General features: G+C 50.1%; 33 protein-coding genes, 1 tRNA gene and 1 riboswitch. Of the genes, 13 read left to right on the top strand and 21 right to left on the bottom strand.

The window, feature by feature from the left end:
- Positions 1-289: 289 nt before the first annotated feature.
- Positions 290-811, bottom strand: a complete 522-nt coding sequence (locus VMW30_06870) for an excisionase family DNA-binding protein (protein ID HUW88079.1) — start codon at positions 809-811, stop codon at positions 290-292.
- Positions 812-1,094: 283 nt separating this feature from the next.
- Between VMW30_06870 and VMW30_06875 the strand changes: the two genes are divergently transcribed.
- The gene (locus VMW30_06875; protein ID HUW88080.1) at positions 1,095-1,583 is read left to right on the top strand and encodes a mobile mystery protein A; all 489 of its coding nucleotides are present in this window, start codon (positions 1,095-1,097) and stop codon (positions 1,581-1,583) included.
- Positions 1,580-1,930 (top strand): hypothetical protein, encoded by a 351-nt coding sequence (locus VMW30_06880; GenBank protein HUW88081.1) that lies wholly within the window; start codon positions 1,580-1,582, stop codon positions 1,928-1,930. The genes VMW30_06875 and VMW30_06880 overlap by 4 nt, the downstream gene beginning before the upstream one ends.
- 63 nt (positions 1,931-1,993) lie before the next feature.
- Here VMW30_06880 and VMW30_06885 read toward each other — a convergent pair whose 3' ends face one another.
- A complete protein-coding gene (locus tag VMW30_06885; protein HUW88082.1) occupies positions 1,994-2,389 on the bottom strand; it encodes a PIN domain-containing protein in 396 nt (131 codons plus the stop codon).
- A complete protein-coding gene (locus VMW30_06890; GenBank protein HUW88083.1) occupies positions 2,380-2,568 on the bottom strand; it encodes a hypothetical protein in 189 nt (62 codons plus the stop codon). Before VMW30_06890 ends, VMW30_06885 begins: the two co-directional genes overlap by 10 nt.
- Before the next feature lie 226 nt (positions 2,569-2,794).
- Positions 2,795-2,911: riboswitch (SAM riboswitch) on the top strand.
- Between the two features lie 302 nt (positions 2,912-3,213).
- Between VMW30_06890 and VMW30_06895 the strand changes: the two genes are divergently transcribed.
- Positions 3,214-3,714 carry a hypothetical protein gene (locus VMW30_06895; GenBank protein ID HUW88084.1) on the top strand — a complete coding sequence of 167 codons (501 nt, stop codon included), beginning with the start codon at positions 3,214-3,216 and terminating at the stop codon, positions 3,712-3,714.
- The gene (locus tag VMW30_06900; protein ID HUW88085.1) at positions 3,711-4,526 is read left to right on the top strand and encodes an HD domain-containing protein; all 816 of its coding nucleotides are present in this window, start codon (positions 3,711-3,713) and stop codon (positions 4,524-4,526) included. Before VMW30_06895 ends, VMW30_06900 begins: the two co-directional genes overlap by 4 nt.
- 64 nt (positions 4,527-4,590) lie before the next feature.
- On the opposite strand, the gene VMW30_06905 is transcribed toward VMW30_06900, so the two are convergent.
- Positions 4,591-4,663: transfer RNA gene (locus VMW30_06905), tRNA-Val, on the bottom strand.
- Between the two features lie 424 nt (positions 4,664-5,087).
- Between VMW30_06905 and VMW30_06910 the strand changes: the two genes are divergently transcribed.
- Positions 5,088-6,257 carry an acyl-CoA dehydrogenase family protein gene (locus VMW30_06910; GenBank protein ID HUW88086.1) on the top strand — a complete coding sequence of 390 codons (1,170 nt, stop codon included), beginning with the start codon at positions 5,088-5,090 and terminating at the stop codon, positions 6,255-6,257.
- Positions 6,258-6,775: 518 nt separating this feature from the next.
- Here the strand turns inward: VMW30_06910 and VMW30_06915 are convergent.
- Positions 6,776-7,099, bottom strand: coding sequence for a hypothetical protein (locus VMW30_06915; protein HUW88087.1), 324 nt, complete (start codon positions 7,097-7,099; stop codon positions 6,776-6,778).
- Positions 7,092-7,376, bottom strand: a complete 285-nt coding sequence (locus VMW30_06920; protein ID HUW88088.1) for a DUF3467 domain-containing protein — start codon at positions 7,374-7,376, stop codon at positions 7,092-7,094. Before VMW30_06920 ends, VMW30_06915 begins: the two co-directional genes overlap by 8 nt.
- Positions 7,377-7,652: 276 nt before the next feature.
- On the opposite strand from VMW30_06920, the gene VMW30_06925 reads away from it, so the two are divergent.
- Positions 7,653-7,940 (top strand): hypothetical protein, encoded by a 288-nt coding sequence (locus tag VMW30_06925; GenBank protein HUW88089.1) that lies wholly within the window; start codon positions 7,653-7,655, stop codon positions 7,938-7,940.
- Positions 7,941-7,943: 3 nt separating this feature from the next.
- Positions 7,944-8,426 (top strand): hypothetical protein, encoded by a 483-nt coding sequence (locus VMW30_06930; GenBank protein ID HUW88090.1) that lies wholly within the window; start codon positions 7,944-7,946, stop codon positions 8,424-8,426.
- Positions 8,427-8,441: 15 nt separating this feature from the next.
- Here VMW30_06930 and VMW30_06935 read toward each other — a convergent pair whose 3' ends face one another.
- The 7 genes from VMW30_06935 to VMW30_06965 form a co-directional block, all read right to left on the bottom strand.
- Positions 8,442-9,560: a CoA transferase gene (locus tag VMW30_06935; protein HUW88091.1), complete on the bottom strand. Its 1,119-nt coding sequence runs from the start codon at positions 9,558-9,560 to the stop codon at positions 8,442-8,444.
- Between the two features lie 31 nt (positions 9,561-9,591).
- A complete protein-coding gene (locus VMW30_06940) occupies positions 9,592-10,029 on the bottom strand; it encodes a flavodoxin domain-containing protein (GenBank protein ID HUW88092.1) in 438 nt (145 codons plus the stop codon).
- A 162-nt stretch (positions 10,030-10,191) separates the two neighbouring features.
- A complete protein-coding gene (locus VMW30_06945; GenBank protein HUW88093.1) occupies positions 10,192-10,842 on the bottom strand; it encodes a hypothetical protein in 651 nt (216 codons plus the stop codon).
- A gap of 241 nt (positions 10,843-11,083) precedes the next feature.
- A complete protein-coding gene (locus VMW30_06950; protein HUW88094.1) occupies positions 11,084-11,734 on the bottom strand; it encodes an Abi family protein in 651 nt (216 codons plus the stop codon).
- Between the two features lie 169 nt (positions 11,735-11,903).
- Complete coding sequence (locus tag VMW30_06955) at positions 11,904-13,058, bottom strand: S8 family peptidase (GenBank protein ID HUW88095.1); 1,155 nt, start codon at positions 13,056-13,058, stop codon at positions 11,904-11,906.
- Positions 13,059-13,094: 36 nt separating this feature from the next.
- Positions 13,095-14,321 (bottom strand): acetyl-CoA hydrolase/transferase C-terminal domain-containing protein, encoded by a 1,227-nt coding sequence (locus tag VMW30_06960; GenBank protein ID HUW88096.1) that lies wholly within the window; start codon positions 14,319-14,321, stop codon positions 13,095-13,097.
- A 37-nt stretch (positions 14,322-14,358) separates the two neighbouring features.
- Positions 14,359-15,114 (bottom strand): class II glutamine amidotransferase, encoded by a 756-nt coding sequence (locus VMW30_06965; protein HUW88097.1) that lies wholly within the window; start codon positions 15,112-15,114, stop codon positions 14,359-14,361.
- Between the two features lie 287 nt (positions 15,115-15,401).
- Between VMW30_06965 and VMW30_06970 the strand changes: the two genes are divergently transcribed.
- From VMW30_06970 to VMW30_06985, 4 genes are all read left to right on the top strand, one after another.
- Positions 15,402-16,952: an amino acid permease gene (locus VMW30_06970; protein ID HUW88098.1), complete on the top strand. Its 1,551-nt coding sequence runs from the start codon at positions 15,402-15,404 to the stop codon at positions 16,950-16,952.
- A 136-nt stretch (positions 16,953-17,088) separates the two neighbouring features.
- A complete protein-coding gene (locus VMW30_06975) occupies positions 17,089-18,447 on the top strand; it encodes a glutamine synthetase family protein (GenBank protein HUW88099.1) in 1,359 nt (452 codons plus the stop codon).
- A 3-nt stretch (positions 18,448-18,450) separates the two neighbouring features.
- Positions 18,451-19,803: an aldehyde dehydrogenase family protein gene (locus tag VMW30_06980; protein ID HUW88100.1), complete on the top strand. Its 1,353-nt coding sequence runs from the start codon at positions 18,451-18,453 to the stop codon at positions 19,801-19,803.
- A 65-nt stretch (positions 19,804-19,868) separates the two neighbouring features.
- On the top strand, positions 19,869-20,642 hold the full coding sequence (locus VMW30_06985; protein HUW88101.1) for a 3-oxoacyl-ACP reductase: 774 nt from the start codon (positions 19,869-19,871) through the stop codon (positions 20,640-20,642).
- 8 nt (positions 20,643-20,650) lie between these two features.
- On the opposite strand, the gene VMW30_06990 is transcribed toward VMW30_06985, so the two are convergent.
- From VMW30_06990 to rpsP, 7 genes are read right to left on the bottom strand one after another with little or no spacing between them, the layout of a single operon-like run.
- Positions 20,651-21,388, bottom strand: a complete 738-nt coding sequence (locus VMW30_06990; GenBank protein ID HUW88102.1) for a type 1 glutamine amidotransferase — start codon at positions 21,386-21,388, stop codon at positions 20,651-20,653.
- Between the two features lie 2 nt (positions 21,389-21,390).
- On the bottom strand, positions 21,391-22,176 hold the full coding sequence (locus VMW30_06995) for an SDR family NAD(P)-dependent oxidoreductase (protein HUW88103.1): 786 nt from the start codon (positions 22,174-22,176) through the stop codon (positions 21,391-21,393).
- 27 nt (positions 22,177-22,203) lie between these two features.
- Positions 22,204-23,160 carry an acyl-ACP desaturase gene (locus VMW30_07000; protein HUW88104.1) on the bottom strand — a complete coding sequence of 319 codons (957 nt, stop codon included), beginning with the start codon at positions 23,158-23,160 and terminating at the stop codon, positions 22,204-22,206.
- A gap of 36 nt (positions 23,161-23,196) precedes the next feature.
- The gene (gene trmD / locus VMW30_07005; GenBank protein HUW88105.1) at positions 23,197-23,892 is read right to left on the bottom strand and encodes a tRNA (guanosine(37)-N1)-methyltransferase TrmD; all 696 of its coding nucleotides are present in this window, start codon (positions 23,890-23,892) and stop codon (positions 23,197-23,199) included.
- 17 nt (positions 23,893-23,909) lie between these two features.
- Positions 23,910-24,410, bottom strand: coding sequence for a ribosome maturation factor RimM (gene rimM, locus VMW30_07010; GenBank protein ID HUW88106.1), 501 nt, complete (start codon positions 24,408-24,410; stop codon positions 23,910-23,912).
- A 3-nt stretch (positions 24,411-24,413) separates the two neighbouring features.
- Positions 24,414-24,653 (bottom strand): RNA-binding protein, encoded by a 240-nt coding sequence (locus VMW30_07015; GenBank protein ID HUW88107.1) that lies wholly within the window; start codon positions 24,651-24,653, stop codon positions 24,414-24,416.
- A gap of 2 nt (positions 24,654-24,655) precedes the next feature.
- On the bottom strand, positions 24,656-25,207 hold the full coding sequence (gene rpsP, locus VMW30_07020) for a 30S ribosomal protein S16 (protein ID HUW88108.1): 552 nt from the start codon (positions 25,205-25,207) through the stop codon (positions 24,656-24,658).
- Positions 25,208-25,457: 250 nt separating this feature from the next.
- Between rpsP and VMW30_07025 the strand changes: the two genes are divergently transcribed.
- Positions 25,458-25,790, top strand: a complete 333-nt coding sequence (locus VMW30_07025) for a hypothetical protein (GenBank protein ID HUW88109.1) — start codon at positions 25,458-25,460, stop codon at positions 25,788-25,790.
- Positions 25,790-26,215: a PIN domain-containing protein gene (locus VMW30_07030; protein ID HUW88110.1), complete on the top strand. Its 426-nt coding sequence runs from the start codon at positions 25,790-25,792 to the stop codon at positions 26,213-26,215. Before VMW30_07025 ends, VMW30_07030 begins: the two co-directional genes overlap by 1 nt.
- A gap of 134 nt (positions 26,216-26,349) precedes the next feature.
- Here the strand turns inward: VMW30_07030 and VMW30_07035 are convergent, their stop codons facing one another.
- Complete coding sequence (locus VMW30_07035) at positions 26,350-26,778, bottom strand: hypothetical protein (protein ID HUW88111.1); 429 nt, start codon at positions 26,776-26,778, stop codon at positions 26,350-26,352.
- Positions 26,779-26,793 lie beyond the last annotated feature (15 nt).

A 26,793-nucleotide genomic window follows, 5' to 3' on the forward strand; every position in this document is an offset into this window, starting at 1 on the left:
CACTTGGTTACAATATCACAATGTAACCACTTGGTTACAATATCACAATGTAACCATTTGGTGTCAGAAATCAAATGTAACCACTTGGTGTCAAAAGTATTTGCCACACTCTTCGCGGTCTCTTTGAAGGTCCCTTGCGTCATCCCTGTCGGCTGGAGCGTTCTGACATTGCTAGGACAGCCTGCGAAGCCATTAGCGGATTCACATGGATTGCGTTGAGTACAAATTCTGGAGGACGTTGGGTAGTAATACCGACCGGCACTGCTGTGAAGAACAAGATGTGTTCTCCCTATTTGGGCTTTTGAATTGTGCCGGTATCCGGCTTTCGTACCTTTTGCAGAAGGCTTAAGTAGTCACTCGGCAACGCATCCTCTGAGGCGTCGTACAAATCATCTAGAGCCCTGTACTGCTGCTCTTTACGTGCTGCCCGGTATTTTAAAACTTGGTCAATGGAAATTCTTCGATGTCTTCCGACCAGTTCAAATTCGATCAAACCCTTTTCCAGTAGTGAAATGAGAGTGGGACGGCTGATGCCGATGATATTTGCCGCCTCTTGCGTTGTGAGCATGGCCGCTTGTGGAGCGACCGTTACGGCCATTCCCTTTTTCATAACTTCCACCACCTGTACTAATACTTGATAGAACTCCTCCGGCAGTTGTACCTGTTCGCCAACCTTCGCGCCAACAAGCAGGTAGCGCTGTGGAAAAGACTTTCCTTTTCCAACTTGAAAGGCAGCCAGGAAATTGGAGACTACTTCCAACTCCTTTGCGGACTGCGGGAGGTAGGTCTCTGCCTTCATTGATGCTTCCATGGCGGATCCTTTCTATTCGCAGTAATCGTAACACATTGCGGATATTGTGATTACTTAAAGAATCCCTAGCGCGCTACTGAACTGAGCCCCTGAAGTTGGAGCCTCTCTTTGAAAGTCTCGGCCGTATTCCGGTACCTGAGGGGCAGTAATCCGCATGCAGCACGCGTCAAATTCGTAAGCCAGCGCAACTCTTCAGTTGGATGAAAACGAACCCCGAGTAAGCCTCGTTAACAGAGTATAGTATGTTATTATAACTCGATTAAACAGTGTATAGGCTGTTATTATGCAGGAGGCACAAGTGAAGCGACGAACTCGAGAAAAGGTACGCCGGAGCCTAGATATTCGATTCAAGAGCCTTCCGCCTGTCGCCACTTTCGCACCCCCACAACAAAGCTGGATTCGAGCCATACGCGAATCACTTGGCATGAGTGCGGCTGATCTTGGCTCCCGTATGGGCATAACGCCCCAATCGGTCCTTGCTCTTGAAATTTCAGAATCCGAAGGTCGAGTTCGAGTCGAATCCCTAAGTCGAGCCGCGGAGGCAATGGATTGCACTCTCGTCTACACCTTAATTCCGCGCGATGGATTGGAATCTAATGTACGACGCCAGGCGGAATCTGTCTTTGAAGAAACGATGAAGAAGGTGTCTCACTCCATGAAATTGGAGTCACAACAGAAGGCGCCTGACGCGTCAACAAGGCAGGAACTTGTATCTGAACTGATGAACTCAGGCGCACTTTGGCGCGCCTCCGCTTCGAGGAAGAGTAAGTGACCACACCGAACTTATTTGGTGGCCCGCCTGGATCGACTCCAGTGGAAGATGATCACCGGCTCGCGTTGATTCATCCTTTTGTAAATGGGAACGGACGTCATACGCGGCTTGTGACAAATAAACTTCTATCCATTCTTGATGAACCAGAATTTACGTGGGCACGGGATTCACTCCAGGATGAGAAGGAGTTAAGACGTGCATATATATATCTGCATTACAAATTGCCGACTCGCAGAATGACTACAAAGAGTTATTGTCTTTTGCTCAAAGCCCCTAGTTCAATCAACTATTTCGCACTCGTTTTGGAAGTGTTAGGTGTGCATGCAATCGACCCACATCGAAATTAAATGGATCAGAGGCCTCACTCATCTCTGAAAGACATGCCGTTTCAGCAATCTAGCCGTGTCTGGCTAATTCTCGATCAGCCGTACAGGCCCCGGATGTCTCGATGCTTGCGCTAGATCACACGTCCATAATTCTGCGTCCTGAGTGATAGCGGTTCCACAAATCAACGCGTCTGCCAATTTCATTCCCTGCGTCGCCCGAATAATCGCCGCAGCGCGCGCCACGATGATCGTCACTGGCACGATTGACTTTACACCAAGTCGAATTTGCTTCTCCAGTTTCAGACCCTCTACCGAACCGCCCCTATACCCAGAAACCAAAGACTCAGAAAGCGTTGCGGAAGAAATAATGTAAACATTCTGAGTATTCTGTTTCAAAAGAAAAACCGTTCCTACATGAAATCTATCGGCGGTATTTAAAGTAGCGATTAATGCAGAGGTGTCTAGAAGTACTAACCCCACTCTTCGCGGTCTTTTTGAAGGTCAAAATCATCAAAAAGTCGACCGCCAGCGCCAATGAGAGTGAGAATTGGATTCGGTTGACTAGCTTGGTTCGTATTCTTGGATACAGATTTAGTGGTACGTCTCTCAGGAGTTGTGGATTTCTTGCGAGGGCGCACTCTTTGCGCGGATTTCGTCATAGGAAGACGGTAGCACTAAGGATGATTCGGATGAAGGAGATATCTTCCTTTGTGTAGACACCCACCGGTTACTTAGTGTGATGGATTCATGTCCTACAAACTTAAGGTGAGGGGGTAGGTCCGTATGTGGGCTTGGCAGTTGATAAAGCATCGTGCCAAGAAGGTTACCTCCCCCTCACAAAATCGCTGTTAAGGAGTGTCAGTGGCCCCTGCTATCTTTTCAATTGCTCAAGAAGTGAGTCATAAGCCCTCTGGCTGACTCGCTGCCAACCGCGTCCTTCGCACACGGTGGCCCCAGAGGTAGAGCTGCTCGGGCACACGGCGTGCGCGAGAAGAGCCGGAGGTTTACTTATGATTACTTTCGCTGAAATAGACCACGCGAAGAGCCGCTTTCCAAAAGAGAAACTATATGTCTGCACCACATGCTTCCAACTAACCTCCCTGGCAAAGGATTGGGCACGATGCGCTTGTGAACCTGCTATCCAAATAGACGATCCAATAACTTTTGATCCGACTGTCGTCCTACTCTGTGTTCTTTGTGCCCGCGGTGCAGTACCCAAAGGAGAACCGTTTTGGTGGCAGGGGTGTTCCTGCTGTTTGAGGGTCAATGGCCAGTTACGGGCGCGCATGGGTGCCACTTTGCAGATGATTCGCATGTCATCCACCAACTACGCTCTCGTCGAACACTTTGCTAAAGACGAACTAACGATAAGACGTATGAACGCACACGTTGATAAGTGGACAAAAGAGTGGAATGCGATTTTCCAATGGGCACATTCGCTCGCAAAAGAGTTGTGGTCTTCTGTCCCGGAATGGGCTGATGACAGGTATATCGGCGTAAAAGCGTGGGAAGCGAAATTCCCGAGGAGTCCTGAAATTTCGGAGAAGATGCTCTTGCAATTCACTGGATGGAAGGACATGGCTACTCTAGACAAGGCGTCCATAGAGCAGAAGTCTCGCCTCGAAGCAGAAAAAGCCCAGCCAATCCAAGCCGGACAGCAGGATAGACGCTTTTACAAAATTCCTGAAGGAATCTCAAAGATGACCGATGCAGAAATTGATGATTGGGCTGCCAACGTCTACGAGAAGTTTGTGTCAGCGACCCCAAGTATCGTGAAAGAAGTTCAGAAAGGTGACGAATTATGAAAAAGAACGAAGTAATGCCTGCCAGAAGAACTCGATGGACTTCCCTTCCTTGCCCACAGTGTGGTCGAAAGGGACCCATGCTCGAGATTCTCTACGGTCTTCGCGACGCTCCCCCAGATTCCAAGAAATACGTCTCGGGAGGGTGTTGTATTGAAACTTGGCATGACGAAATTTGCTGCGGAGAATGTGGCTGGGGCGGAACAAAAGAGGATTTAAGAGCCTTATCTGTGCCGCCGGTTGTTTTAACTTCCAGATTTCTGGATGCAATGAACTACGCCAATGCCCAACACTCTGGTCAGACTCGCAAGGCGACCAATATCGCCTACATCAGTCACCCCTTTGGCGTTGCGGCACTCATTATTGAAGCCCGTGGCGATGAAGATCAGGCTATTGGAGGGTTGCTCCATGATGTTGCTGAGGACTGTGGCGGCGAGGTGCGCCTGCAAGAGATCAAGAAGAAATTCGGTGCTCGAGTTGAAGCGATCGTAAGAGGATGCAGTGATTCATTAACTGGAAGTAAAGAAAAGAAGGCGCCTTGGCGAGTGCGCAAAGAGGCGCATATCGCACATTTGTGGAATGCCAACGATGATGTACTGCTGGTCACTGCCGCAGATAAAACACACAATGCGCGAGCGATAGTGACTGATTTGGATTGCATCGGTCCTGTGTTGTGGAACCGATTCAATGCGACATCAGACGACATTGTCTGGTACTACGAAAGCGTTTATGACGTCCTCAAAGATAGGGGCGTCACCTCAGTGCTGCTTTCGCCATTAATGACTTCGATTAATGCGATGAAGCGACATCTATAAAAGGCCAACTCAAAGAACGAAGTAACGCCCCACTCAATAAATGAGTGGGGCGTTACTGGTGATGTGCCCCTGACGGGACTCGAACCCGTATCTCCGGCTTCGTTGGAACCGTGCTCTGTCCATTGAGCTACAGAGGCACCTCACGAAAGGTAAGACATTTCGACTAAGAGGAGACCATTTCCAAGACTCGCTGTGGAGAACGGAACACCGCGGATGGCAAATAACTACGCAAAGTGATATTCATTTTTCCAACAAGCCCGGAGAAGTATCTAGAGACCGTGCTAGAATTGCGATACTTCGTTGGGGCCGTATAAATGCTCAATCAATTGAGTTACTACCAAAAACCTCGAGAGACAATCTCGAGGTTTTTGTGTTTCTATAAGCAGATTTATTAAACTCGAATTTTTAAGGTGAGGGGGTAGGTCAGTATGTGGGCTTGGCAGTTGATAATTCGTCGTGCCAAGAAGGTTACCTCCCCCTCACGAAATGAATTTTACTCCTACTCGGGCGAATTGTTCCTATGTAATTAGTAATATTTTGGCGAGTCGCTACGCTTCAACCATGACGACACAGCACCCCTTTACGCTCCTTGACATTGAACGAGAGTTAACTCAGGAGCAAAGGGAGATTCAAAGCGTCACCAGGAAATATGTCGTAGATCGCATTAAGCCAAACATTGCGCAGTGGTTTGAGAGTGGTAATTTACCTTTGACCGAACTTGCAAAAGAGCTCGGCGAAGTTGGTCTGCTTGGCATGCACCTTGAGGGTTACGGGTGTGCAGGCACCGATGCCACGTCTTACGGTTTAGCGTGCATGGAAATAGAAGCAGGCGACTCCGGGCTTCGTTCTCTTGTTTCAGTACAAGGCTCTCTTGCAATGTTTGCGATACATGCATATGGAAGTGAAGAACAGAAACAAGAATGGCTTCCGCAAATGGCGTCAGGGGACGCAATTGGTTGCTTTGGTCTGACTGAAGCCGATCATGGATCCAACCCATCGGGCATGATCACCACTGCTAAAAAAGATGGTGGCGATTGGATAATCAATGGCAGCAAAATGTGGATTACCAACGGAGGCGTTGCTGCGGTGGCAGTTATTTGGGCACGGAGCGATGAAGGAATTCGAGGCTTTGTTGTGCCAACGAACACTCCAGGATTTAGTACCAACGAAATCAAACACAAGTTGTCTCTTCGAGCATCTGTTACCTCTGAACTAGTTTTCACCGATATGCGTCTGCCGGATAGTGCTCGACTCCCCCTCGCGACAAGCCTTCGTGCTCCGCTTATGTGCCTTGCTGAAGCACGGTATGGAATTATTTTTGGAGCTGTTGGTGCTGCACGCGATTGCTTTGAAGTTGCGTTGAATTACGCTTCTACCCGCGAGCAATTTGATGGACCTATCTCTCGCCACCAATTGACCCAGGGCAAATTGGCGCAGATGGCTACGAAATTAAATACCGCAATGCTTCTAGCTCTGCATCTTGGAAAGTTGAAAGATGCGCATGAGATCAAGCCCGCGCAGATCAGCATGGGAAAGTTCAATAACGTCAACGGCGCACTTGAGATTGCTCGTGATGCGCGATCCATTCTTGGCGCCGCCGGTATTACGTCGGAGTATTCGATCTTCCGTCATATGAGCAATCTTGAGACTGTCTTGACCTATGAGGGCACGCACGAGATTCATGCACTGGTGATTGGTGAGGCGCTTACCGGGATTGCGGCTTACAGATAGAAGGAATTGTCGAAGTAAAACGTCTCCTTAAAGATCCACGCTTGAAATGTGAATTTTCCGATTGTCGGGGCACTCTGGGGGCACGACAGATCTTTCAGACAGTTATCTCGCTCTCACTGGCCCTTGTACAGTGAATAGATTAGAAATTGTCTGGAGGGTTTGAGAGATTAAATCGTCACTCAGAGTGTCTAGGGGTCCGTCCTTTTTGGTGAGACGACTTGGATGAATTGAATAGATATTTCGTGCACGGATATGTGAGCCAGGGTCCAACTTATATTTCTCTGGTTCAAGAATTTCGATCTCTCCAGTTCGAGGCTGACCGCCATTCCCATGAGAAGTGATGGGCACAACTAAAATGATTTCATCATTATTCTTGAAAAATTGGGACCACCCGACGATTGCTGCGGGTCTTCGGTCTAACTTAGTTTCTGAATCAGTATGTGGAACGTTAACCCACCAAATCTGACCCAAATGAATCAACAACGTTCCATCAGAAACCGCACTCAAGAAAATTAACCTTATTGGTCAGATAAAGACGCTTTAATCCAAAAAATGTCTTCATCGTCCGGCTGATTTAATTGCTTAAGATCTATCTTGATCGAGGGCCGATTGCCATTTCGCAAACTTTCCTGCATTTTTGAGATAGCGCTACTTATAAGCAATTGGGCCGTTCGAACAGGTTCAAGCTGTTGTTCAACAGGTAGAGCCTTTGAAAAATTGATAAATGAGATAGTGGTTCCATTCGTCGTTGTGGACGTTTCGATTGGTGGCGTATAAGTAACATGCGTATTCGGGCCGGAGACAAAATATCTCTGGTCTTCAAGTCGGGCTGTTCTAGCCATGATCTCTCACTTCTGGTGGCATCGCCTTATCCGAATAAATCTGCCAATTGACCTGCAGGGCGTCAATCAATTGACTGACGAACAGCGGGGAAAGGTTCACCCTGGAGACCACGACGCCCGTCGCGTTCCCCTCTGGATCGAAGTCTAATCTCGCGAAGTCGATAGTGAATTCATATTGACTGTGCTTTACGGAGGCAAAATTGGCCCAAACCCCACCCATGTCCTTCATGTCCATCTGCAAAGCGATGTTATTCATTTTTGGAGCCTCGTCGGTCATAGATAAACTGTAGGCTGAATTAAACGCCATATCCAATGTAATATCCGTTTTCTCCTGAGGATCTGTTGAAAAGGAACGGGAGTGACGCAATTGGCGGATTGGACATCGAAGGTTGACGGAGTCGATACCGAAGGCCACCCGCCTGAGCGGGTGCGTTCCCTGTTACGCAGCGCCTGCAAAATACATGATGCCGGCCCTGGGAATGGCATCACCCCATTTTTGTCTTGAGTGGGTAATTAAGTTAAATTTCCCACGATATGGATTATCATGGGAGTTATGAACGAGTCCTCCCTTCCCCACAAGACTTCCTACCTGGTACGGCTTGATGGTCGACGACGTCCCACGCTCCCTTCTGCACTATTAGAGGAGGCAGGCATCATGGCTGGTTCCCAAGAACTTGTCGCTCGTGTGGATGGTCCAGGGCGAGTGGTTCTAGAGGATCCAACCGCGTTACTTGAAGCATTACAGAAGAGCGTTGCGGCGCACAAACGCAAACGGCATGTTCGAGGCTCTCTGGCGGATCGTCTTCTTGAAGACCGTCGTGATGACAAGAGTTTGAAGTAGTAGGTGGCAACCAAACCAACTCTTCCTTCGGGCAAGATCCTTGTAGATGCCTCGCTTCTGATCGGCATCATTGATAGTGACCGAGATGCGTGTGTGTTTATCCCCATTCTGTCGAGATGTGTTGTGACATCTATCAATTTCGGGGAGACGCTATACAAGTTGGAGCAATTACTAGATGTAGACCCTCAAAAAGTAGAGAGCGCCTTCGTTGGATTTGGACTGCAAATCGATTCGTTTGACTTGTCTGCCGCGCGATATTTCAACACGCTCAAAAATATAGATGAGGTGAGTCGCGATGCTCAGTTGGGGGCTGGAGTTGCAAAGAGCGCAATCAAGAGTTTGTCCCTTGCAGATCTAGCATGTCTGTCCTATGGCCTTGACGCGAAGTTACCGATCCTTACCGGTGATAAGCATTGGTGCACATTAAGTCAGTATGGTTTCAAAGGATCTGTGTTTGATTTTCGAAGTCCAGCCACAACTTTCTGAATGCGCAATAGTCGGTCAATCGTCAATCCCTAACGACGGCGGCCCGCAACGATAAATAACTGGGGTCTCTGAGAACTTGATCGGGTTGGCGATCGTCTTGCTGATCGTCCCGTCGCGCGAGTCCTTGATTGTGATGATGGGGTCGAGTTCGAGTCTTTCGGCCAAGTGAATAGCTTGCTCAATATTGTTAATCGGCCCAGCTGGAACTCCGACTTTATTGAAGGCAGCCACCCACTCCCCTGCACTTTTAGTAACCAAAATTGCCGTCATAAGTCCGTTTAGTTCGGAGCGATTGTTGACACGGCTTGGGTTGGTCAAGAATTTAGGGTCCGTCGCAAACGGCGCGTCCATCACAGCGCACAACTTTGCGAACTGAGCGTCATTTCCAACGGCAACAACAATTTGCTTGTCCTTGGTCTTATAAGTCTCATAAGGAGAAATGCTGGGATGCGCATTGCCCATCGCTTGCGCGACAACACCGGCGCCAGCGAATGCACCAGTTTGGTTGACCATGCCAGAGAGGGCAGAGCTCAAAAGGTTGATTTCGATTTTCTGGCCTCTGCCGCTTTCTTTACGGTGGTAGAGGGCGGTCACAATTCCGAGTGAACTATGCAGTCCCGCCAGGACGTCAATGAGTGCAACACCCACTTTGCTCGGGTGATCAGAATCGGTGCCGGTTATGCTCATGAGGCCACTCATCGCTTGGACCAATAAGTCGTAACCCGGTAGTGCCCTTGCTTCATCGCTTCCGCCAAAACCCGAGATGGAGCAGTAGATGAGTCCTGGAAATTGCTTGGAGAGATCTTCGTATCCGAGCCCGAACTTCTCCATGGTACCGACCGCAAAGTTTTCGACAAGGACATCGCAGGTGGCGATCAGTTCGAGTGCTTTCCTTTTTCCGGCGTCGGTAGCGAAGTCAGCGGTGATGCCTTCCTTATTCCTATTGACTGATTGGAAATAGGTGGCCCGCCCTTCGGAATCAAAGGGCGGTCCCCAGGATCGAGTGTCGTCACCAAGGCCCGGGCGTTCGACTTTGATTACTTGCGCGCCCATGTCCCCCAACAACATGGTGGCGTAAGGACCAGCGAGCACGCGGGAGAAATCTGCGATCTTTACATCACGAAGCGCGCCCACCTCTTAAACCTAGCAATGAATGCCAGGATTACTAGATCTTCTTCATGATTTGGTTGGCCCATTGGGCGGCACTCTCTATTTCGCCTTGAAAGAGCGGTCCCACGCGGCCAGTGACGTAGAACTCCCGAGGCTCTGCGATCAATTCTCCGCCTTTTTCGGCAATGACCTCAGCCAATTTATCCTTGGCATCTCCATGGATGAAAAGTTTGACACGAGTATCGAAGGTGGAGAATTTGACGCCGGAGAAATCATGTTCCTTAAAGCGATCTAGAACTTTCATTGTCGTCGCCGTGGCATTCCATCCATTGATCGGACTGCCCAGAACAAGAAGTTCGACACCAACCATATCTTTAGGAGTGAATTCCCGGACGGAGAGCGTCCTGACGTCATTTCCAAGGTTTTCTGCAACTTCTTCAGCAATCAGTTTCGTATTGCCAAAATTAGAATCATAAACAACAAGTGCTTTCATGATGCCCCATTTCCAATAATGATTTTACGGAGGCACCGTTAACATAATCAGTCGGCTAGCACTCAACTTTCGCAATTGAGTCCAAACTCACGAATTTTGATCCGTAACTCCTTGCGGAGACTTGAGCCGCACGGCTTTTTTATTGAGATTGCGGCCTGAGGGTCATTGTGGCTTCTTAGCTAGCACCTCGAGGACGCGCGAATTCTCGGCAGACCAGGCGGCAATAGTGGGCGAAATGGCATATAAAACTTCGATGCAAATCTGGTAATCACGGGCGATATCTCGATTGTGTATGGGTTCGTGGTGAGCAATGCGATTCCGTAAGACGTGGAGATGACGGACCCTGGTGAAGATGTATTCGGGCTGACGCGAAGGTGAATGTGGAAAGGCAAAGCGAAGAGCGTTGGGCCAGAGAACGCCTTTATTCCACTTAACCAGGAAGGATCTCCAAAAACCAAAATTCAATTGGCTTACGATGTTCGAGTGATCCAATGTCTGCCCGTCTGCGGCAAGATAGTACTTTGCACGGGCTATATCTAAACGGCGAACTGGTGGTATGAATTGAATGAGTTCGTCTAACCAGGTCAAATTGTTACCAAGAGTAACATTGAACTTCTGAAGTTCCCGATCGATGACATTTCGGAGAAATATTTCCACGTCTGCCAAGATTTTAAATACTTCCGCGGAAATTTCAGTATTCCACTTATACAGTTCAAGGGCTTGATCTAAATGACCGTGAGTAACATTTAAATAGGATTGCAATCGGTGCACACCTAAATAGTTAGAAACAATTTCAATGCCCTGGCTTGACATTTACCCCCGACCCCGTAAAATCGCAAATACGAACCCCGGTGGGCCCCTGACGAAAGTCAAGCTGCCGGGGTCTTTCCTTGTTATCATTGGCGTCAGTTACCCCGGTGGGCCCCTGACGAAAGTCAAGCTGCCGGGGTTCCTTTATTGTGCAGTGGATTCTGCAACAAATATTCCGTCGCGGATTTAAATCAAAATTGAAAGGTGCAAATTCTTGGATCTGTGTATCAGTCCTATATCAGAGTTATAGAGGCCTATCCCCAAGGACTGCAACGACGCGTGAATTCTCAGCAGACCAGGCGGCGATTATGGGGGAAATTGAGTTTAGGACTTCTATGCAAATCTGGTAATCACGGGCGATATCTCGATTGTGAATAGGTTCGTGGTGGGCAATGCGGTTGCGTAAGACATGAAGGTGACGAACTCTGGTGAAGATGTATTCGGGCTGGCGCGAGGGTGAATGTGGAAAGGCAAAGCGTAAAGCCTCGCGCCAAAGCGTGTCCTTGTATTGCTTTGTCAGAAAGGAACGCCAGAAGCCGAAACTGAGTTCGCTCACAATATTTGAATGCGTAAGGAACTTTCCGTCATTTCTTAAATATTCCTTTGCGTTGTTAATCTGCTTGCGCCACACACTTGAAACGCCAACATTGAGTTCATCGAACCAATCCCCTTGATTACCCAGCGTGACATTTAGACTCTGCATTTCTACATCCACGGCATTTCTTACAACGATTTCAACATCTCCGAGGACGTGAAACATTGCGGAAGAAACGGATGAGTTCCACTGATAAAGAGCAAGCGCGAGAGATGCCTCACCCTTCGTCGACTCAAGATAAGAACTCAAGCGATCCACACTCAAATGTTTCACCAGAACTTCATGATCTTGGCTTGACAAGTTTATCCGTTCATCTAAACTATCAGGCGAGCGCCCCGGTGGGCCCCTGACGCAAGTCATGCTGCCGGGGCCTTGTCTTGCGCTAATTAATTATGGGCTTGCGCCTGGAAGTCTCGATTGATAAAAGGTAATACCGTGCAAAGAGCAATAACTGTGCATTAAGTTGAGATCATCTACCCAATGGATCGGAATAGACCAACAAATTAGGAGAGCGAGGTCCCGCATCCACAATGACCCCAACGGTCGCTGATGATGCGAGCGCCAATGCAATTTCTGATGGCGTTGAGGTTGGCGTTCTAGATAACAAGACTGCCGCAACTCCTGCAACATGTGGCGTGGACATTGAGGTTCCAGAGAGCGTGTTCGTCGCAGTCGTCGAGGTGATCCAATCCGACACGATGTATGAGCCGGGGGCGAAGAGATCAACGCATGATCCGAAATTCGAGTAGGGCGCGCGACTATCCATGGCGTTTGTCGCACCAACGGTAATCGCTTCTGTGACACGAGCCGGCGATGCGGTGCATGCATTTGTGTGTGCATTGCCTGCGGCAACAACAACAGTTACGCCATCTTGAAAGACTCGTACCACTGCCGCATCCAGGGCTCTACTTGGCCTTCCGCCCAGACTCATATTCGCCACCGCTGGTCCAGAAGTGTGGTCACCTGCGACCCAATCCAACCCAGCGACTACTCCAGCAGTTGATCCCGATCCCTGACAATCAAGGACGCGTACTGGAACAATTGTTGCTTCTTTTGCCACACCGTACGTCGTACCAGCAAGGGTGCCTGCAACATGTGTGCCGTGCCCATTGCAGTCATCGGTTGTGTTAACCACGTCGTTGATGGCGCTGTAGCCACTGGTAACCCGACCACCGAAGTCGGTGTGCGTTGAGAGCACACCGGTATCAACGACGTATGCGCGTACACCTGAGCCGTTACCGGTGGAGGAATAATCAAAACTATTCGACAGTGGCAATGAGTGTTGATCGATTCGATCCAGGCCCCACGATGGAGCCGGTGCTTGGGTATCTGAAGCAGTCATTTCTGCATCGCGTTCAACGTACAACACCTTGGGATTGCGCTCCAGACCGGCAACCGCGGTTGTCGGAAGGGTTATTGCGAAACCAGAAAATACATTGGTGTAGTTGTGATCAATACGCCAACCAGATCTTTGAAACTCACTCGCCGCAGCCGCGTGATCAGAGCCCGGTTGAAGCACGACGATATATGTCACTAACTCTGGAGCGGCAAAGGATGGAGTCGCTGCAAGAGGGAAGAGAGCGATTGAAAGTAAACCTAGGGAAAATCCAATTAGTCTGCGCATTGCGTAAATATACCTGCTCAGAAGGTTTAAGCGATACTAAATCAAACCAAATTCTGCTGCCTTGGCCCTTAATTCTTCACGAACACTCGGGTGTGCCGCTTTCTCAATGAGGTTGCGAGCCTGGTCGTTCTGCGAATGCCCGAAGCAATCTGCAATGCCATTTTCGGTGGCGACATAACTGTGTTGGAAACTCGTCACGTTGGAGGCAATGCGCGGAACAATCGTGGAGACGTTTGCTTTAGGGTGCCAGGAAGGAAGCGCCATGAAGGACTGTCCTCCGCGCGAGTGGAGCGACCCGACGATGAAATCTGTCGATCCTCCAAATCCGGAATAGATCTGCCCGCGAACATGGCTGGCATTTGCTTGATCGAAGAGATCGACTTCGAGTGCGCCGTTGATACTTGTCATCTTCGCTTGGCGTGCAATCTGGCTCGGATCATTGGTGCGCTCAGTGCGCATCATCCGCACTTTTCTATTGAGGTTGAGCCAGTCGTACAACTCTTGAGATCCGAAGACAAAAGAAGCGGTCAGGAGAATCTCGTCATCAAGCGCTCCGCCTTTATGAAGATCTAAAACGCCGTCACTGAACATCTCAGTCCAGATACGAAGACCCTTACGGTGACCCAACTCAGCCAGAACGGAATCCGGAACGGCGCCAATGCCGAGTTGAAGAGTGGAGTTGTCCTCTATGAGTGCCGCGATCCTCGATCCGATCTGACGGGAAGTGTCATCCAGGATGGTCTGCGGCTTAGTGGCGAGAGGTTCATCGACTTCAACGAGATAGTCGATCTCGTTCTCATAGATCTGCGCATCGCCATATGTATATGGCATCCGAACATTGGACTGCGCAATCACAATTCCATTGCGGGCACGGGCGGCTTCAATTGCTGACGGCAGAACATTTACTTCAGTACCGAGACTGACGGTGTCAAAGCGAGGGGAAGATACATGAAGCATGACGATGTCAGGGCGATAGTGATCGCGGTAGAGAACCGGCAGGAGACTAAGGCGCGTTGGAATGTAATTAAGACGCGAGTGTCCGCGCATTCCGGTGCCGACAAAGGCAGTTTCATAGGTAATGCCTTCGCGATCTGGGATTCCCGGCTGGCCATTGAGCATGTGCAGGCGAAACTCTGGAAGACACTCATCTGCCAAGGCGAGAAGCGTTTTAGGTGTTGCGAAATTGCCAGAGGAGACAATCCGAGGGTTTGGAGGGAGGGATGCGAGCACACCTTTTAACTGATCGACGCTCACCACTCGCATAAGTTGAGGATAGCACTGCACAAACCTCCTCTAGAATCTAGAGCGGAAAGAGTTGTATTGCAAAATTCTTGCGATCCACAACGAGCATATGGTGGTTGGGAAGTGGCGTCCACCCTTCTTGTGGCCATCCAGTGGATGCGACAAGGACACCATCTTTATCTTTACGGTAATTGAGTTCGTAGTAATCATCTGGGCCAAAATCAGGTTTGCGTGCAGGATCGAATTCGCTCACAACAATAAATGTTTCTTCATTCATGATCATTGCGTTAATACTTGAGTAGTCGGCATGCTCTTTCACGGTCTCAACGGCTTTGCGCACTCCTTCAACAAATCCGTGATGCTTAATCATCGTCATCATGAGATAGAAATACCGTTCGCTATCCGTCTCCCCGGTAATCAACCATGAAAATGCTGGATCGATAAATGCATCCACGGCGCTGGGTGGATTGATAGAACCGTTATGGATGAAGGTGTAATCCTCATAGACAAATGGATGCGAATTGTTCTCACTGACGGGCAAACCTTTGGTCGCCCAACGAAGATGGAGCAATCCCCCATCGGCTATTGATGAAGCAATCGCGTTATCGAACTGTGAACTTGTGTGTGCCATCTCAGCGGCGCGGACGAGGTGAGCCTTCTCTTCATCATGATCGATTGTTGCTACTCCCCATCCATCGCAATGAATGGAAGACAAGGCGATGAAATCTGAAAAGTGCGAGCCGGCAATTTGAGGAAAAGTGGTCTTTTCGTTGGAAACAAAACCCATAAGTCTGCACATATGGGCATCGTACATTGACGGACAATAGCCTCGCCCGTTGAGCGTAAATCGCCGCATTTTTTCTATCTACTCTTCAGTAATGGTGGCATTCCCCACGAGTGCTAACACTTAGTCGGCGAATTGGGATGTATAAAATGGATTTATGCAGTACCGACACGAGAATAATTAACTTTCACAATTGTGAGACAAATTACACCTCTTAAGCCACACTTTGCCTAGAAAGATAGGTCGGCTCCCCCTAGCCGATCCACTTCCGACGTGGTTCGAACGAACCATCGTTAAACGGCTCTAGGAGGAATATCTTGCCGAACACAAAAGATGACGAGCGTCGCTTAGCCGAACTCGGATATAAACAGGAGCTCAATAGAAGTTGGAGCAGTTTCTCCAACTTCGCCATCTCCTTCTCGATTATTTCTATCCTTGCGGGTTGTTTCACAACCTTTGCTCAGGGTTGGAATAACGGAGGACCGATTGCTATCTCAATCGGATGGCCGCTCATTTCTGCATTTATTCTCATTATTGGATTGTGTATGTCTGAACTCGCCTCTGCCTACCCAACATCGGGTGGTATCTACTGGTGGGCATCCAAATTAGGTGGAGCAAAGGCTGGCTTCTATACCGGCTGGCTCAACTTGATTGGACTTCTCGCCGTCACTGCTTCGGTTGGATACGGTGCAGCGTCGTTCCTTAACGTCTTAATCGGATCGATTTCATCTGATTACGGCACATCCTTCATGGGAGGCGACTACCTCAAGCAGCAGTTCTTCTGGTTCGCAGTACTGATGATTTTTGTCACCGTCATCAATATTTTCGGTGGACATCTTCTCGCAATCATCAACAACGTTTCAGTCTGGTGGCATGTGTTCGGTGCTGCGATCGTGGTCGGTATTTTGATTTTCATTCCAGAAAATCACCAGTCACTGAAGTGGATGTACACGACCCAGATCAACAACTCTGGCTTCAGTGATAACTCCTACTGGTTCTACGTGCTGCCACTGGGCTTCTTGCTCACGCAGTACACAATTACCGGTTTTGATGCATCAGCTCACCTTTCCGAAGAAACACACGGCGCCCATATGGCCGCTGCTCGAGGAATCTGGCAGTCAATTTTCTACTCCGCAGTTGGTGGATACATCCTGTTGATGGCTTTCCTCTACGCGGCAACCAATACGGATTACATCAACTCCTTTGATCCAGCAGTCAACCCATACGGTGGCGGTTCAATCATTGCGCTTCTCTTTACCGCACTTGGTAATGGTGCTGCCTTCAAACTCGTCATGATTATCACCACTTCAGGACAGATCTTCTGCGTTGCAGCGTGCCTTACATCCTGCTCGCGCATGATGTACGCATTCTCACGCGATGGCGCGGTACCCGGCGGACGTTTGTGGAAGAAAGTGAACAAGCACCGCGTTCCTTTGAACGCAGTACTAGTGTCAGCACTCATCGGTGTCATCATCACTCTTCCAGCTCTGTACAAGAGCCCAACCGGTGCTCCAACCGCGTTCTATGCAGTCGTTTCAGTTGCGGTTATCGGTCTCTATCTCGCCTTCTTGATACCTATCTACCTGCGCTGGAAGATGGGTGACAAGTTCGTAGGCGGACAGTGGACACTTGGAAACAAGTACAAGTGGATGAACTTGGTTGCGGTTGCGGAAATCGCGATCATTAGCGTTTACTTCATCCTTCCTTTCACGCCTACTGGCGTTCCAGGAAATAAAGACTTCACCTGGACGGCGGTTAACTACGCACCAATTCTTACCTTTGGAGTGTTAATCATTCTCTGGATTTGGTGGCACATGTCAGTGAAGAACTGGTTCAAGGGTCCAATCAGGACAATTGATCAGGCCTAATTACTAGCAAAAATAGTAAATAAAAAAGCCCGTCGCGAAAGCGACGGGCTTTTTTATTTACTGATCCAACAGGTGAAATAACTAAAAAAACAAAGCGGGGGTTGTCTTTTTGTTGGAACCTGGAATACTAACCGACATGTCATCACTCACAATTGAAACACTTAAAGAAGAAATTAAATCCGGCAAAATCGACACAGTCATTGTTGCCATAACCGATATGCAAGGACGATTGGTTGGCAAGCGAATCCACGGACAGCATTTCTTAGACGACACCCTCCATCACGGTACCGAAGGTTGCAATTACCTTCTCGCCGTCGATATGGACATGAACACGGTTGACGGCTACGACATGTCTTCATGGGAGCGCGGTTATAGCGACTTCGTCATGTCCCCGGATATGTCCACCCTTCGTCGCATTCCGTGGCAAGAGGGCGCAGCGATGGTTCTTGCCGATGTGAAATGGCTCGATGGAAAAGATGTTGTTGCCTCGCCACGTCAGATTCTTCGCAAGCAGGTTGATGCTCTCGCCGCCGCGGGCATGAAGGCAATGGTTGGTACCGAACTTGAATTCGTACTCTTCAATAATACCTACGAAGACGCATGGGATCGTCACTACATTGATCTCACGCCAGCCAACCAGTACAACGTCGACTACTCCCTCATGGGTGGTGCGCGGGTTGAGCCACTCCTTCGATCAATCCGTCTGGCCATGGCCGGGGCAGGAATGATGGTCGAGTCGGTCAAGGGTGAATGTAATTTTGGGCAGCACGAGATTGCCTTTCGATATTCCGATGCAATCTCCAACTGCGACAACCACGTCATCTACAAGAATGGCGCCAAGGAAATTTCCGCCGCCGCTGGATATGCCTTGACCTTTATGGCTAAGCCCAATCTGAAGGAAGGAAATTCCTCCCACATCCACTGCTCCTTCCGCGGTCTTGATGACTCGATGGTGATGGCAGATGACTCCGACAAAGAGCATGGCATGAGCGATATTGGCCGCCAGTTTATTGCCGGCCAGATCGCCCATATGCGCGAGATTTCCCTTCTCCTGGCACCCAATATCAACTCCTATAAGCGGTACGTACCTGGCTCTTTTGCCCCAACAGCAATCCGCTGGGGACGAGATAACCGCACCTGTGCACTCCGTTTAGTTGGTCACGGACAGAGTTTGCGCGTTGAAAACCGCGTACCGGGCGGAGACGTCAACCCATATTTAGCAGTGGCAGGAATCATCGCGGCAGGCCTTGATGGCATCAAGAATAAGATGAAACTAGAAGATGCTTTCGCCGGCAATGCTTACGCATCTGATTCAAGTCGCGTCCCTTCTAGCATGCTGGAGGCCCAACTCCTCTGGGCTGGAAGCGAATGGGTCAAGGAATCATTCGGCAAGGAAGTGCAAGATCACTACACAAACTATGCTGAGGTTGAGTTGGCCGCTTATGGAAAAGCAGTCACCGACTGGGAGCTATTCCGCAACTTCGAAAGGTCTTAACTCGTGTCATATGACGTTATAAACCCCGCCACTGAAAAATTAGTCCGTACGATCGAACACCTCGATCTCGCAGGTACTGATGCCGTTATTGCTAAGGCCGCCAAGGCTTTTGAAACCTGGCGCCATGTCGCACCAGGGGACCGCGGCAAGATGCTCCGTCGCTTTGCCGATGTCGTTGCTGACCATAAAGACGAGTTGGCTCAATTAGAGATTGACAACTCTGGTCACACTCGTGGCAATGCACTCTGGGAAGTCGACAACGTCGTCAATGTTCTGACCTACTACTCAGCGGCGCCAGAGCGCCTCTTCGGACGACAGATCCCGGTGGCCGGTGGCATTGATGTCACATTCAAAGAACCACTCGGAGTTGTCGGTGTCATTGTTCCGTGGAACTTCCCGATGCCCATTGCTGGTTGGGGTTTTGCCCCGGCCCTGGCTGCGGGAAATACTGTCGTTCTCAAGCCCGCCGAATACACGCCACTGACCGCAATGCGTCTTGGTGAATTGGCACTTCTTGCTGGCATTCCAAATGGTGTCTTCAATGTACTTCCTGGCAAAGGAAGCGTCATTGGCGCACGATTTGTCACGCACCCAGCAGTGCGAAAAATCGTCTTTACCGGCTCCACCGAAGTGGGCAAGGGAATCATGGCGGGCTGTGCCGATCAGGTAAAGCGAGTCACCCTCGAACTCGGCGGCAAGAGCTCCAACATCATCTTTGCGGATGCAGATATCGCAAAAGCTGCTGCCAGTGCACCTGGTTCTGTCTTTGATAATGCCGGACAGGATTGCTGTGCTCGCTCTCGCATTCTTGTCGAGGAGAGTGCATTCGATACTTTCATGGAGCACTTTGAGACTGCGGTGAAGAATTTCCGGGTGGAAGATCCAAACCTCGGAACCGCGCAGATGGGCCCACTGATCTCACGCAAACAGTTCGACGTGGTGCAGACATTCTTGGATGAGCCGGTTGCCTTCAAGGGAAGCGCACCAACTGGGTCTGGTTACTGGATGGCGCCCACTGTCCTTCTGCCGAAGAACACGCAAGCCCGCTCATGGCGCGAGGAAGTCTTCGGACCTGTTGTGTCTGTTATGACATTTAAGGATGAGGCTGAAGGAATTGCGATGGCCAATGACAGCGAATACGGGCTATCGGGATCCATTTGGACCCGCGATGTCGGGCGTGCGCTGCGCGTATCGCGTGGCATCGAAACCGGAAACCTCTCGGTTAATTCGCACTCCTCAGTCCGATTCTGGACACCGTTTGGCGGCTTCAAACAATCTGGACTTGGACGCGAGTTGGGTCCAGACGCACTAGATTCATTCACTGAAGTTAAGAACGTCTTTATCTCTAACGAGTAGTTCCAACGACTAATTACCACCATCCATTTCCACCATCTATCTCCGACAAAGAGGAGCTCAGAAAAATGACTAAACGTCTAGAAGGTCGCGTTGCCACAATTACCGGTGGCGGCAGCGGTATTGGTCTGGCAACCGCGAAGCGATTCGCCAGTGAAGGTGCAAAGGTCGTCATCGTTGATATGAACTCAGAGTCTGGCGAGGCCGCGGCCAAGGAAGTAGGCGGAATATTCGTCAAAGCCAATGTCACAGAGACCGCTGATGTCGAGAACATGTACAAGGTCGCCTTTGATACATACGGGCGCATTGATATTGCATTCAACAACGCGGGCATCTCTCCACCGGATGACGATTCAATCTTGACCACCGGTCTTGATGCATGGGATCGCGTCAACCGCGTCAACCTCACCAGCGTCTTCCTCTGCTGCAAATACGTCATTCCTTACATGCAGAAAGCCGGCAAGGGCTCGATCATCAACACCGCATCATTCGTGGCAACCATGGGTGCAGCAACATCACAGATCGCTTACACCGCTTCGAAGGGTGGCGTTCTTTCGATGACCCGCGAACTCGGCGTGCAATTTGCACGGGAGGGTATCCGCGTGAATGCCCTCTCCCCCGGACCTGTCAACACACCGTTGCTGATGGAGCTCTTCGCCAAGGATAAAGAGCGCGCAGCTCGCCGACTGGTTCATATTCCAATGGGACGCTTTGCCGATGCCACGGAGATTGCCGCAGCTGTTGCATTCTTGGCTAGCGATGATTCTTCATTCATCACGGCGTCAAACTTCCTAGTAGATGGCGGAATTTCTGGAGCGTACGTCACTCCACTGGATGCCTAAGTAGTTAACTAATCCACTGGCTGTACAGGTGCGCCTGCGATCCGATCAAGAAATTGATCGACAAGATCGTAGGCGCGTTTGTTTGAGTGCTCCTCTTGCCGGCGCGTCTCTTCGCGCAGAGCTTCGATGCTCATGCCCTCGCCTTCGACTTCTTCACTTCCGCCATCCATCTCCAACCAGAGATCAAGGACATGACTATCCATTTCCGGGTGAAACTGCAGGGCAAGGGTTCGACCGAAGGTGAAGGCCTGATTGGCTAATTCGGTCTTGGCGATTTCAACGGCGCCAGGAGGTGTCGTCCAACGATCCCAGTGGTACTGAAACCACGGTCCTGGTGAAATAAGGGTTGGGTCATTGCTATCTATTGTGTACCAACCTAATTCAGCTTTGGGGCCGCGAGCGACCGACCCGCCCAAAACGCGGGCCATGAGTTGTCCGCCGAAGCAGATACCAAGGATTGGAATCCCCGAGTTGTGTACTTCTTTGATGAGCTTTAATTCAGGAAGGAGCCAATTGCCAATGCGCTCGTCCTCCCACACTCCCCAAGGCGATCCCATAACAACGACGATGTCGAAGGCGAGAAGATCGGGCCACACGACGCTGACATTGGGTTGATTGAAATGCAGTTCGGAGACGATATTAAAACGAGAGATGTCATATCCGCGCTTGGAGAACTGCGCCCAGACAGGACCGCCTTCACTCACATGGTCGTGCTCAATGAAGAGGACTCGCTTATTTGCACTCACTTTTAGTACATGACCAATCCGCCGGAGATATTGAGATCATCACCGGTTATTCCGGCCGAACGTTCACTGGCAAGGAAAAGAACTCCTTCTGCAATGTTCTCTGGGGAAACGAAATGTTCCATAGGGACCATTCCGATCATCTTTACACGCGCCTCTTCATGGGAAATCTTCTCCATCTCTGCCACATTGTCGACCACTCCCTCCAGACGCGGGCCAGCGACAAATCCCGGCGAAATAAGATTGACTCTGATCCCATTAGATGCCACTTCCAAAGCAAGTGTGCGCATCAGCCCAACCAGGCCCAACTTCGACGCCGCATAAGCACTCCGGTTCTTGAATGGACGCTTTCCAGTAACTGATCCGATGAAAATGATCGAGCCACTTTCACGTTTAATCATCGCGGGAAGCACCGACTGGGTAAGAAGGAATGGACCTTTGAGATTGGTGTCAATCGTCTCATCCCAATCTTTCTCGGGTAACTCGGTTAGCGCTACTGGGTTGCCCGTGATTCCACTGTTGTTTACTAGGACATCTATGCGCCCGAAAGTTTCTAGAGTCTGCGAAACCGTTGCATTGACCGTAATACGATCAAGTAGATCCAAATGAGCGATCAACGGTGCAAGACCACCTGCGGTTGTGATCAGCCGGGCAGTCTCTTCCAGACCGACCCGATCTCTGCCGGCCAGAACCAATTGGGCACCGGCCTGGGCTAAGCGAAGACTAATGACCCGACCGATGCCACGACTTGCGCCAGTCACGAGTGCAACTTTGCCTACCAGCTCTTCCATGGTGATCCCGTCGCTAGAGGCAAAATACTAACTCAGTCGAATGGGCTCCTGGCCACGCGCGACCAACTTATCAAAGTGAGCATCGCGCTTTTCAATAAACCGTGACGCATCTGCCTCGGCCTGGCTAATAAATGCGGCGAGCTCGTCACGAGCGGCATTTCCTTCACCGTTTAAGTCCTCGCGCTCGAAGATCTTCCATGCGCGAAGCACGGGAGCAACGACCTCGTCAATGTGTTGCTTTTGGTCATAAATTCCAGCCAGAGCAATCTGTACTGCCTTTCGACCAAATCCTGGCATTCCAACCCCTGGCATTGCAAAGTTGGTGACCACGTCGGTGATTGCCCGCATCGCCGCATTTGGCTCAAGATCGATCGCCTTGCCCAGAAGGTTGCGGTAGAAAATCATGTGAAGGTTCTCGTCCAATGAAACTCGTTGGAGCAAACTCTCGGCAATGGGATCGTTGGAAATCCTGCCGGTGTTGCGATGGGAAATACGGGTGGCCAATTCCTGGAATGAAACATAGGCGACGGTGTGGAGCATGTCGGAGTCATATGGAGTCTGATAACCCAATTGCATATGAGCCATGCGAAGGTCTTCGAGTTCGTAGGGATCGACACCGCGCGTGGCCATCAAGTAGTCGCGGATCACGATGGCGTGACGCGCTTCCTCGGCAGTCCATCGCTCCAGCCAATTTCCCCAGGCACCATCGCGACCCATCGCAATAGCGATTTCGCTGTGATAGCTGGGCAAATTATCTTCCGTCATTAAATTTAAAACGAGTGAATCTTGGGCAATAACACTCAATCGTGAGTCCTTTGCCTCCCAAGCATCGCCATTAAGAGGGCCTGCAAAGGTCCTGCCTTCACTCCACGGGACGTATTCGTGTGGGTACCAGTTCTTCTGCACCGATAAGTGACGCGATAACTCAACGGCAACCGTGGGCTCTAGATCGCGGATGAGGCGAATCTGGATTGCTGGATCAATGGAAGCCACGTAGCAATGCTACGCGAGTGCTAGCACTCAGGGCGAATTAGGCGCGAGCCCGCCCGCACGAGTCGCTGCGGTCTGCGCGCGCCACGTGGCGATAGCGCCGTGGTTGCCGCTGAGCAATATCTCGGGCACGGCCAATTCTCGCCAGACTTGAGGCCTTGTGTAATTGGGGTATTCGATGAAACCTGCTTCGGCGTGTGACTCCTCCACCAACGAATCCGGGTTGCCGATGACGCCAGGAAGCAATCGAGTGATCGCTTCAATCATTACAAGGGCGGCAACTTCTCCACCACCCAGGACGTAATTACCAATACTTACCTCGCGCACCTTGATGCCTTGCGCAGCGAAAGACTCTTGCGAGTAGTACTCGCCGACTCGCGCATCGATGCCTTCATAGCGGCCGCACGCAAAAATAAGGTGAGGTGACTTCGCCAATTCTTCGGCCATCCGCTGATCGAAAACTTTTCCGGCAGGAGTCAGGATGATGAGATCTGAGTTGGGAGTCATTAATGGGTCGAGGGCTTCTCCCCACACTTCCGCTTTCATCACCATTCCTGCACCACCACCATAAGGAGTGTCGTCAACGCTGTGGTGATTGTCATCGGTGAATTCGCGAAGGTCATGAATGGCGATATCGAGAATCCCATTCTCTTGCGCCCTGCCGATCAATGAAAGTTGAAGGGGTGCGAAATATTCAGGAAATATTGTGACGGCGTCGATATCCATATCTTTACGTTACCTTCCTACGCCTGATCCGCAATAGTAGGAGGAATGACTATCACTCGTTTTTTTGAAATATCCACGACGGGCACCAATTGTCGAACAAATGGAATGAGGACTTCACCGGTTGAAGTATCAATGGCTAAAAGATCTTGCCCCGGCAAATTGATAACGTCGGCCACTGTTCCGAACTCTTCGCCTGATTCGAGATATGCCGTGCAGCCGATGAGTTGGAGTACGTGGTAATCGTCTTTATCTTCGACGCGCTCGTTGATATCAACGTCGCAGTACATCAATGTGTCGCGGAGTTTTTCAATGCCGTTTCGATCAAGGATATTCTCAAAGCCGAGCAGGAGAATCCCGTTATGCCAGCGATGTGAAGTGATGAGCAATTCACCGTGTGCATCCGTCTGCACGCGAGCGCCGATGGCAAAACGGTCTTCAGGTTGATCGGTGCGAACCTCTACAGTCGCCTCACCGTGGATTCCGTGAGCACGACCAATTCGCCCCACGAGCAGACGCATGATCTACCTGCCTTCGTCCGTCTCCACGAGATCGACGCGAATGGAGCGACCTGCAAGAGCGCTCACGACTGTGCGCAGCGCCTTTGCAGTACGTCCATTGCGTCCAATGACTTTGCCGATATCTTCGGGATTGACTCGAACTTCCAGCGTGCTTCCACGTCGATGAGTCTTCTCTGTGATGATGACATCCTCAGGATGGTCAACGATTCCCTTAACTAAATGTTCGAGGGCTTCATCAATCATTGTTATTCAGCAGCCTCTGCGATTTCGGCCTTGACCTCAGGAGTAGTCGGTTCAACGACATCTGCCATGAGCACCTCAACTGTTGGCTCTGCTACAGGTGTTGCTACAGTTTCTTCAACGACAGCTGGAGCTTCAACGGCTGGAGCAGATTTGGCAGCAAGTTTCTCTTGTGCCTTCTTCTTCAGAGTTGTTGCGCCTTCCTTAGGCTCGTTCATCGCGCCCTTGACGGCGGCTTCATAAGCAACGCTCTTGTGAACGCGTGGCGCAGCAACGCGAAGGGTGCCTTCTGTTCCTGGAAGACCCTTGTGCTTCTGCCAGTCACCGGTGATTTTCAAGATTGCCTCTACAGCAGGTGTTGGAAGTGCGCCGACTCCTAGCCAGTACACAGCACGCTCAGAGTTGACCTCGATGAACGATGGCTCTTGGGTAGGTGAGTAACGACCGATCTCTTCAATCGAGAGACCATTGCGGGCCTTGCGTGAATCCGTAACGACTATTCGGTAGTACGGGGTGCGGATTTTGCCCATGCGCATAAGACGAATTTTTGTAGCCAAGTGGTTCTGCTCCTGTAAGTGTGGTTGCCGTTCAGGTTGATCGCAGCGGGGTGCGCGTCCAACTTGTACAACTATCGAATAGCGGATGTTTGGGGGTAGAGGGCCCCGAACAGGGTCCTAATCTTGCCATCTGGACGCCCAAAGGTGAAATCCCAGCATGTTTTAACCGCGTTCAGAACTGGAGAGGCCGCCGTGTTGTCGAGGTGGCACTTGATTGTTTTAGTGGTACTTCGTTGTTAAAGTACCGCCTATGGATATTATCGAGTTGAATGTCAAGGAAAAAGGAAGGACCGTCCTTCCGGTTGAGCTGCAGAAGGCTTGTGGCTTCAAGCCTGGCGACACCCTGATTGTCCAGGAGATATCAGAGGGCAGATTTACCGTAGAAACCAGAAAGAGAAAAATTCAAAGTCTCTGGGAAAAGGCTCTCTCTTCAAACGAAACACCCACGACTGAAGGCCTGCTTCGAAAACGTTCCAAAGATGAAGCAGAACGTCTCAAGAGATTAACCACGCCGACCCTCTCCACTGGTGAAGAGTCCGAGAAAAGAGCCGCAGCACTTCTCGCGGCCGTACTTGGCGAATAGTGCCTCACAGTTCGCTGCTGGATGCTTCAGCGCTAGTGGCATTGGTACTACGAGAAAATGGCTGGAGAACGGTAGATGCCATTGTCGACTCGGGCTTGGCTCTCACCACTCCAAATACTTTAGCGGAAACCTTTGAAATTTGTAGGCAGAAAAAAACCGGAATCTCTCAAGATGAAATACTCCAACTTCTGAAGTTGAAGAACGTGCAGGTTGTGCCACTGGTAGAAGAGGACGCGGTAGAGGCTGGATATATCTACAAAAAAGCAGCGGAGCATAATTCAAGAAGCCTGGCACAAATTCACATAAGTCTGGTAGACGTCACTCTTCTCGCAGTCGGCAAGAGATTAAATGCCATAGTCGTCTTCTCTGATAATGCCTGGAAACTCATTGATCTACCCGGAATCGAAGTCCGACCATTTCGTTAATCGGCAGGAACCTTGACATAGTCAAGTCCGCATTGCAGAGGGCACACACAAACCGCCTTGCCAATTTGTGTCGTTAATTCAAGTGATGCGAACGTTTCCCATCCTCCAAAACTGTACGACCCCATAGAATTTACTTAAGGTACATTAACGGTCATCCTGCAACTCAACAGATGCGAAGTGCTGACATCGATTGGCGAATAGTTGCTGTATTGATTGTATGAAACACGTGATACATAATTAACGCTGCTGTATTGGGATATAGCACCCGAATCGCAACTATACCCAGTGGCAAGATAAGTAATATCTGCGGTGTTTTGCCTGCTAATCGTCGATCCAGAATCAGTGACGTCGCTTAGTAGAAAATACTTAAATTCGGTCTTGGCACATTTTCCGCTCGTTGGAGACATCTTAAGGGCGCTTGTGATTTTATTTGCGCATACATAGTAGCCACTAGTACCAGTTGCAGCAGATGCCGAAGGCAAGGAACTAGTAAGGGCAAAAGTCATGAATCCGCCCAATAATGCGCTTCCAAAGGCTAGGAGAAAATTCGATTTCGTCTTCATTGATTTTGCCTCTCT

This window comes from Candidatus Paceibacterota bacterium, assembly GCA_035530615.1.
In the GTDB taxonomy this organism is placed as follows: domain Bacteria; phylum Actinomycetota; class Actinomycetes; order Nanopelagicales; family Nanopelagicaceae; genus QYPT01.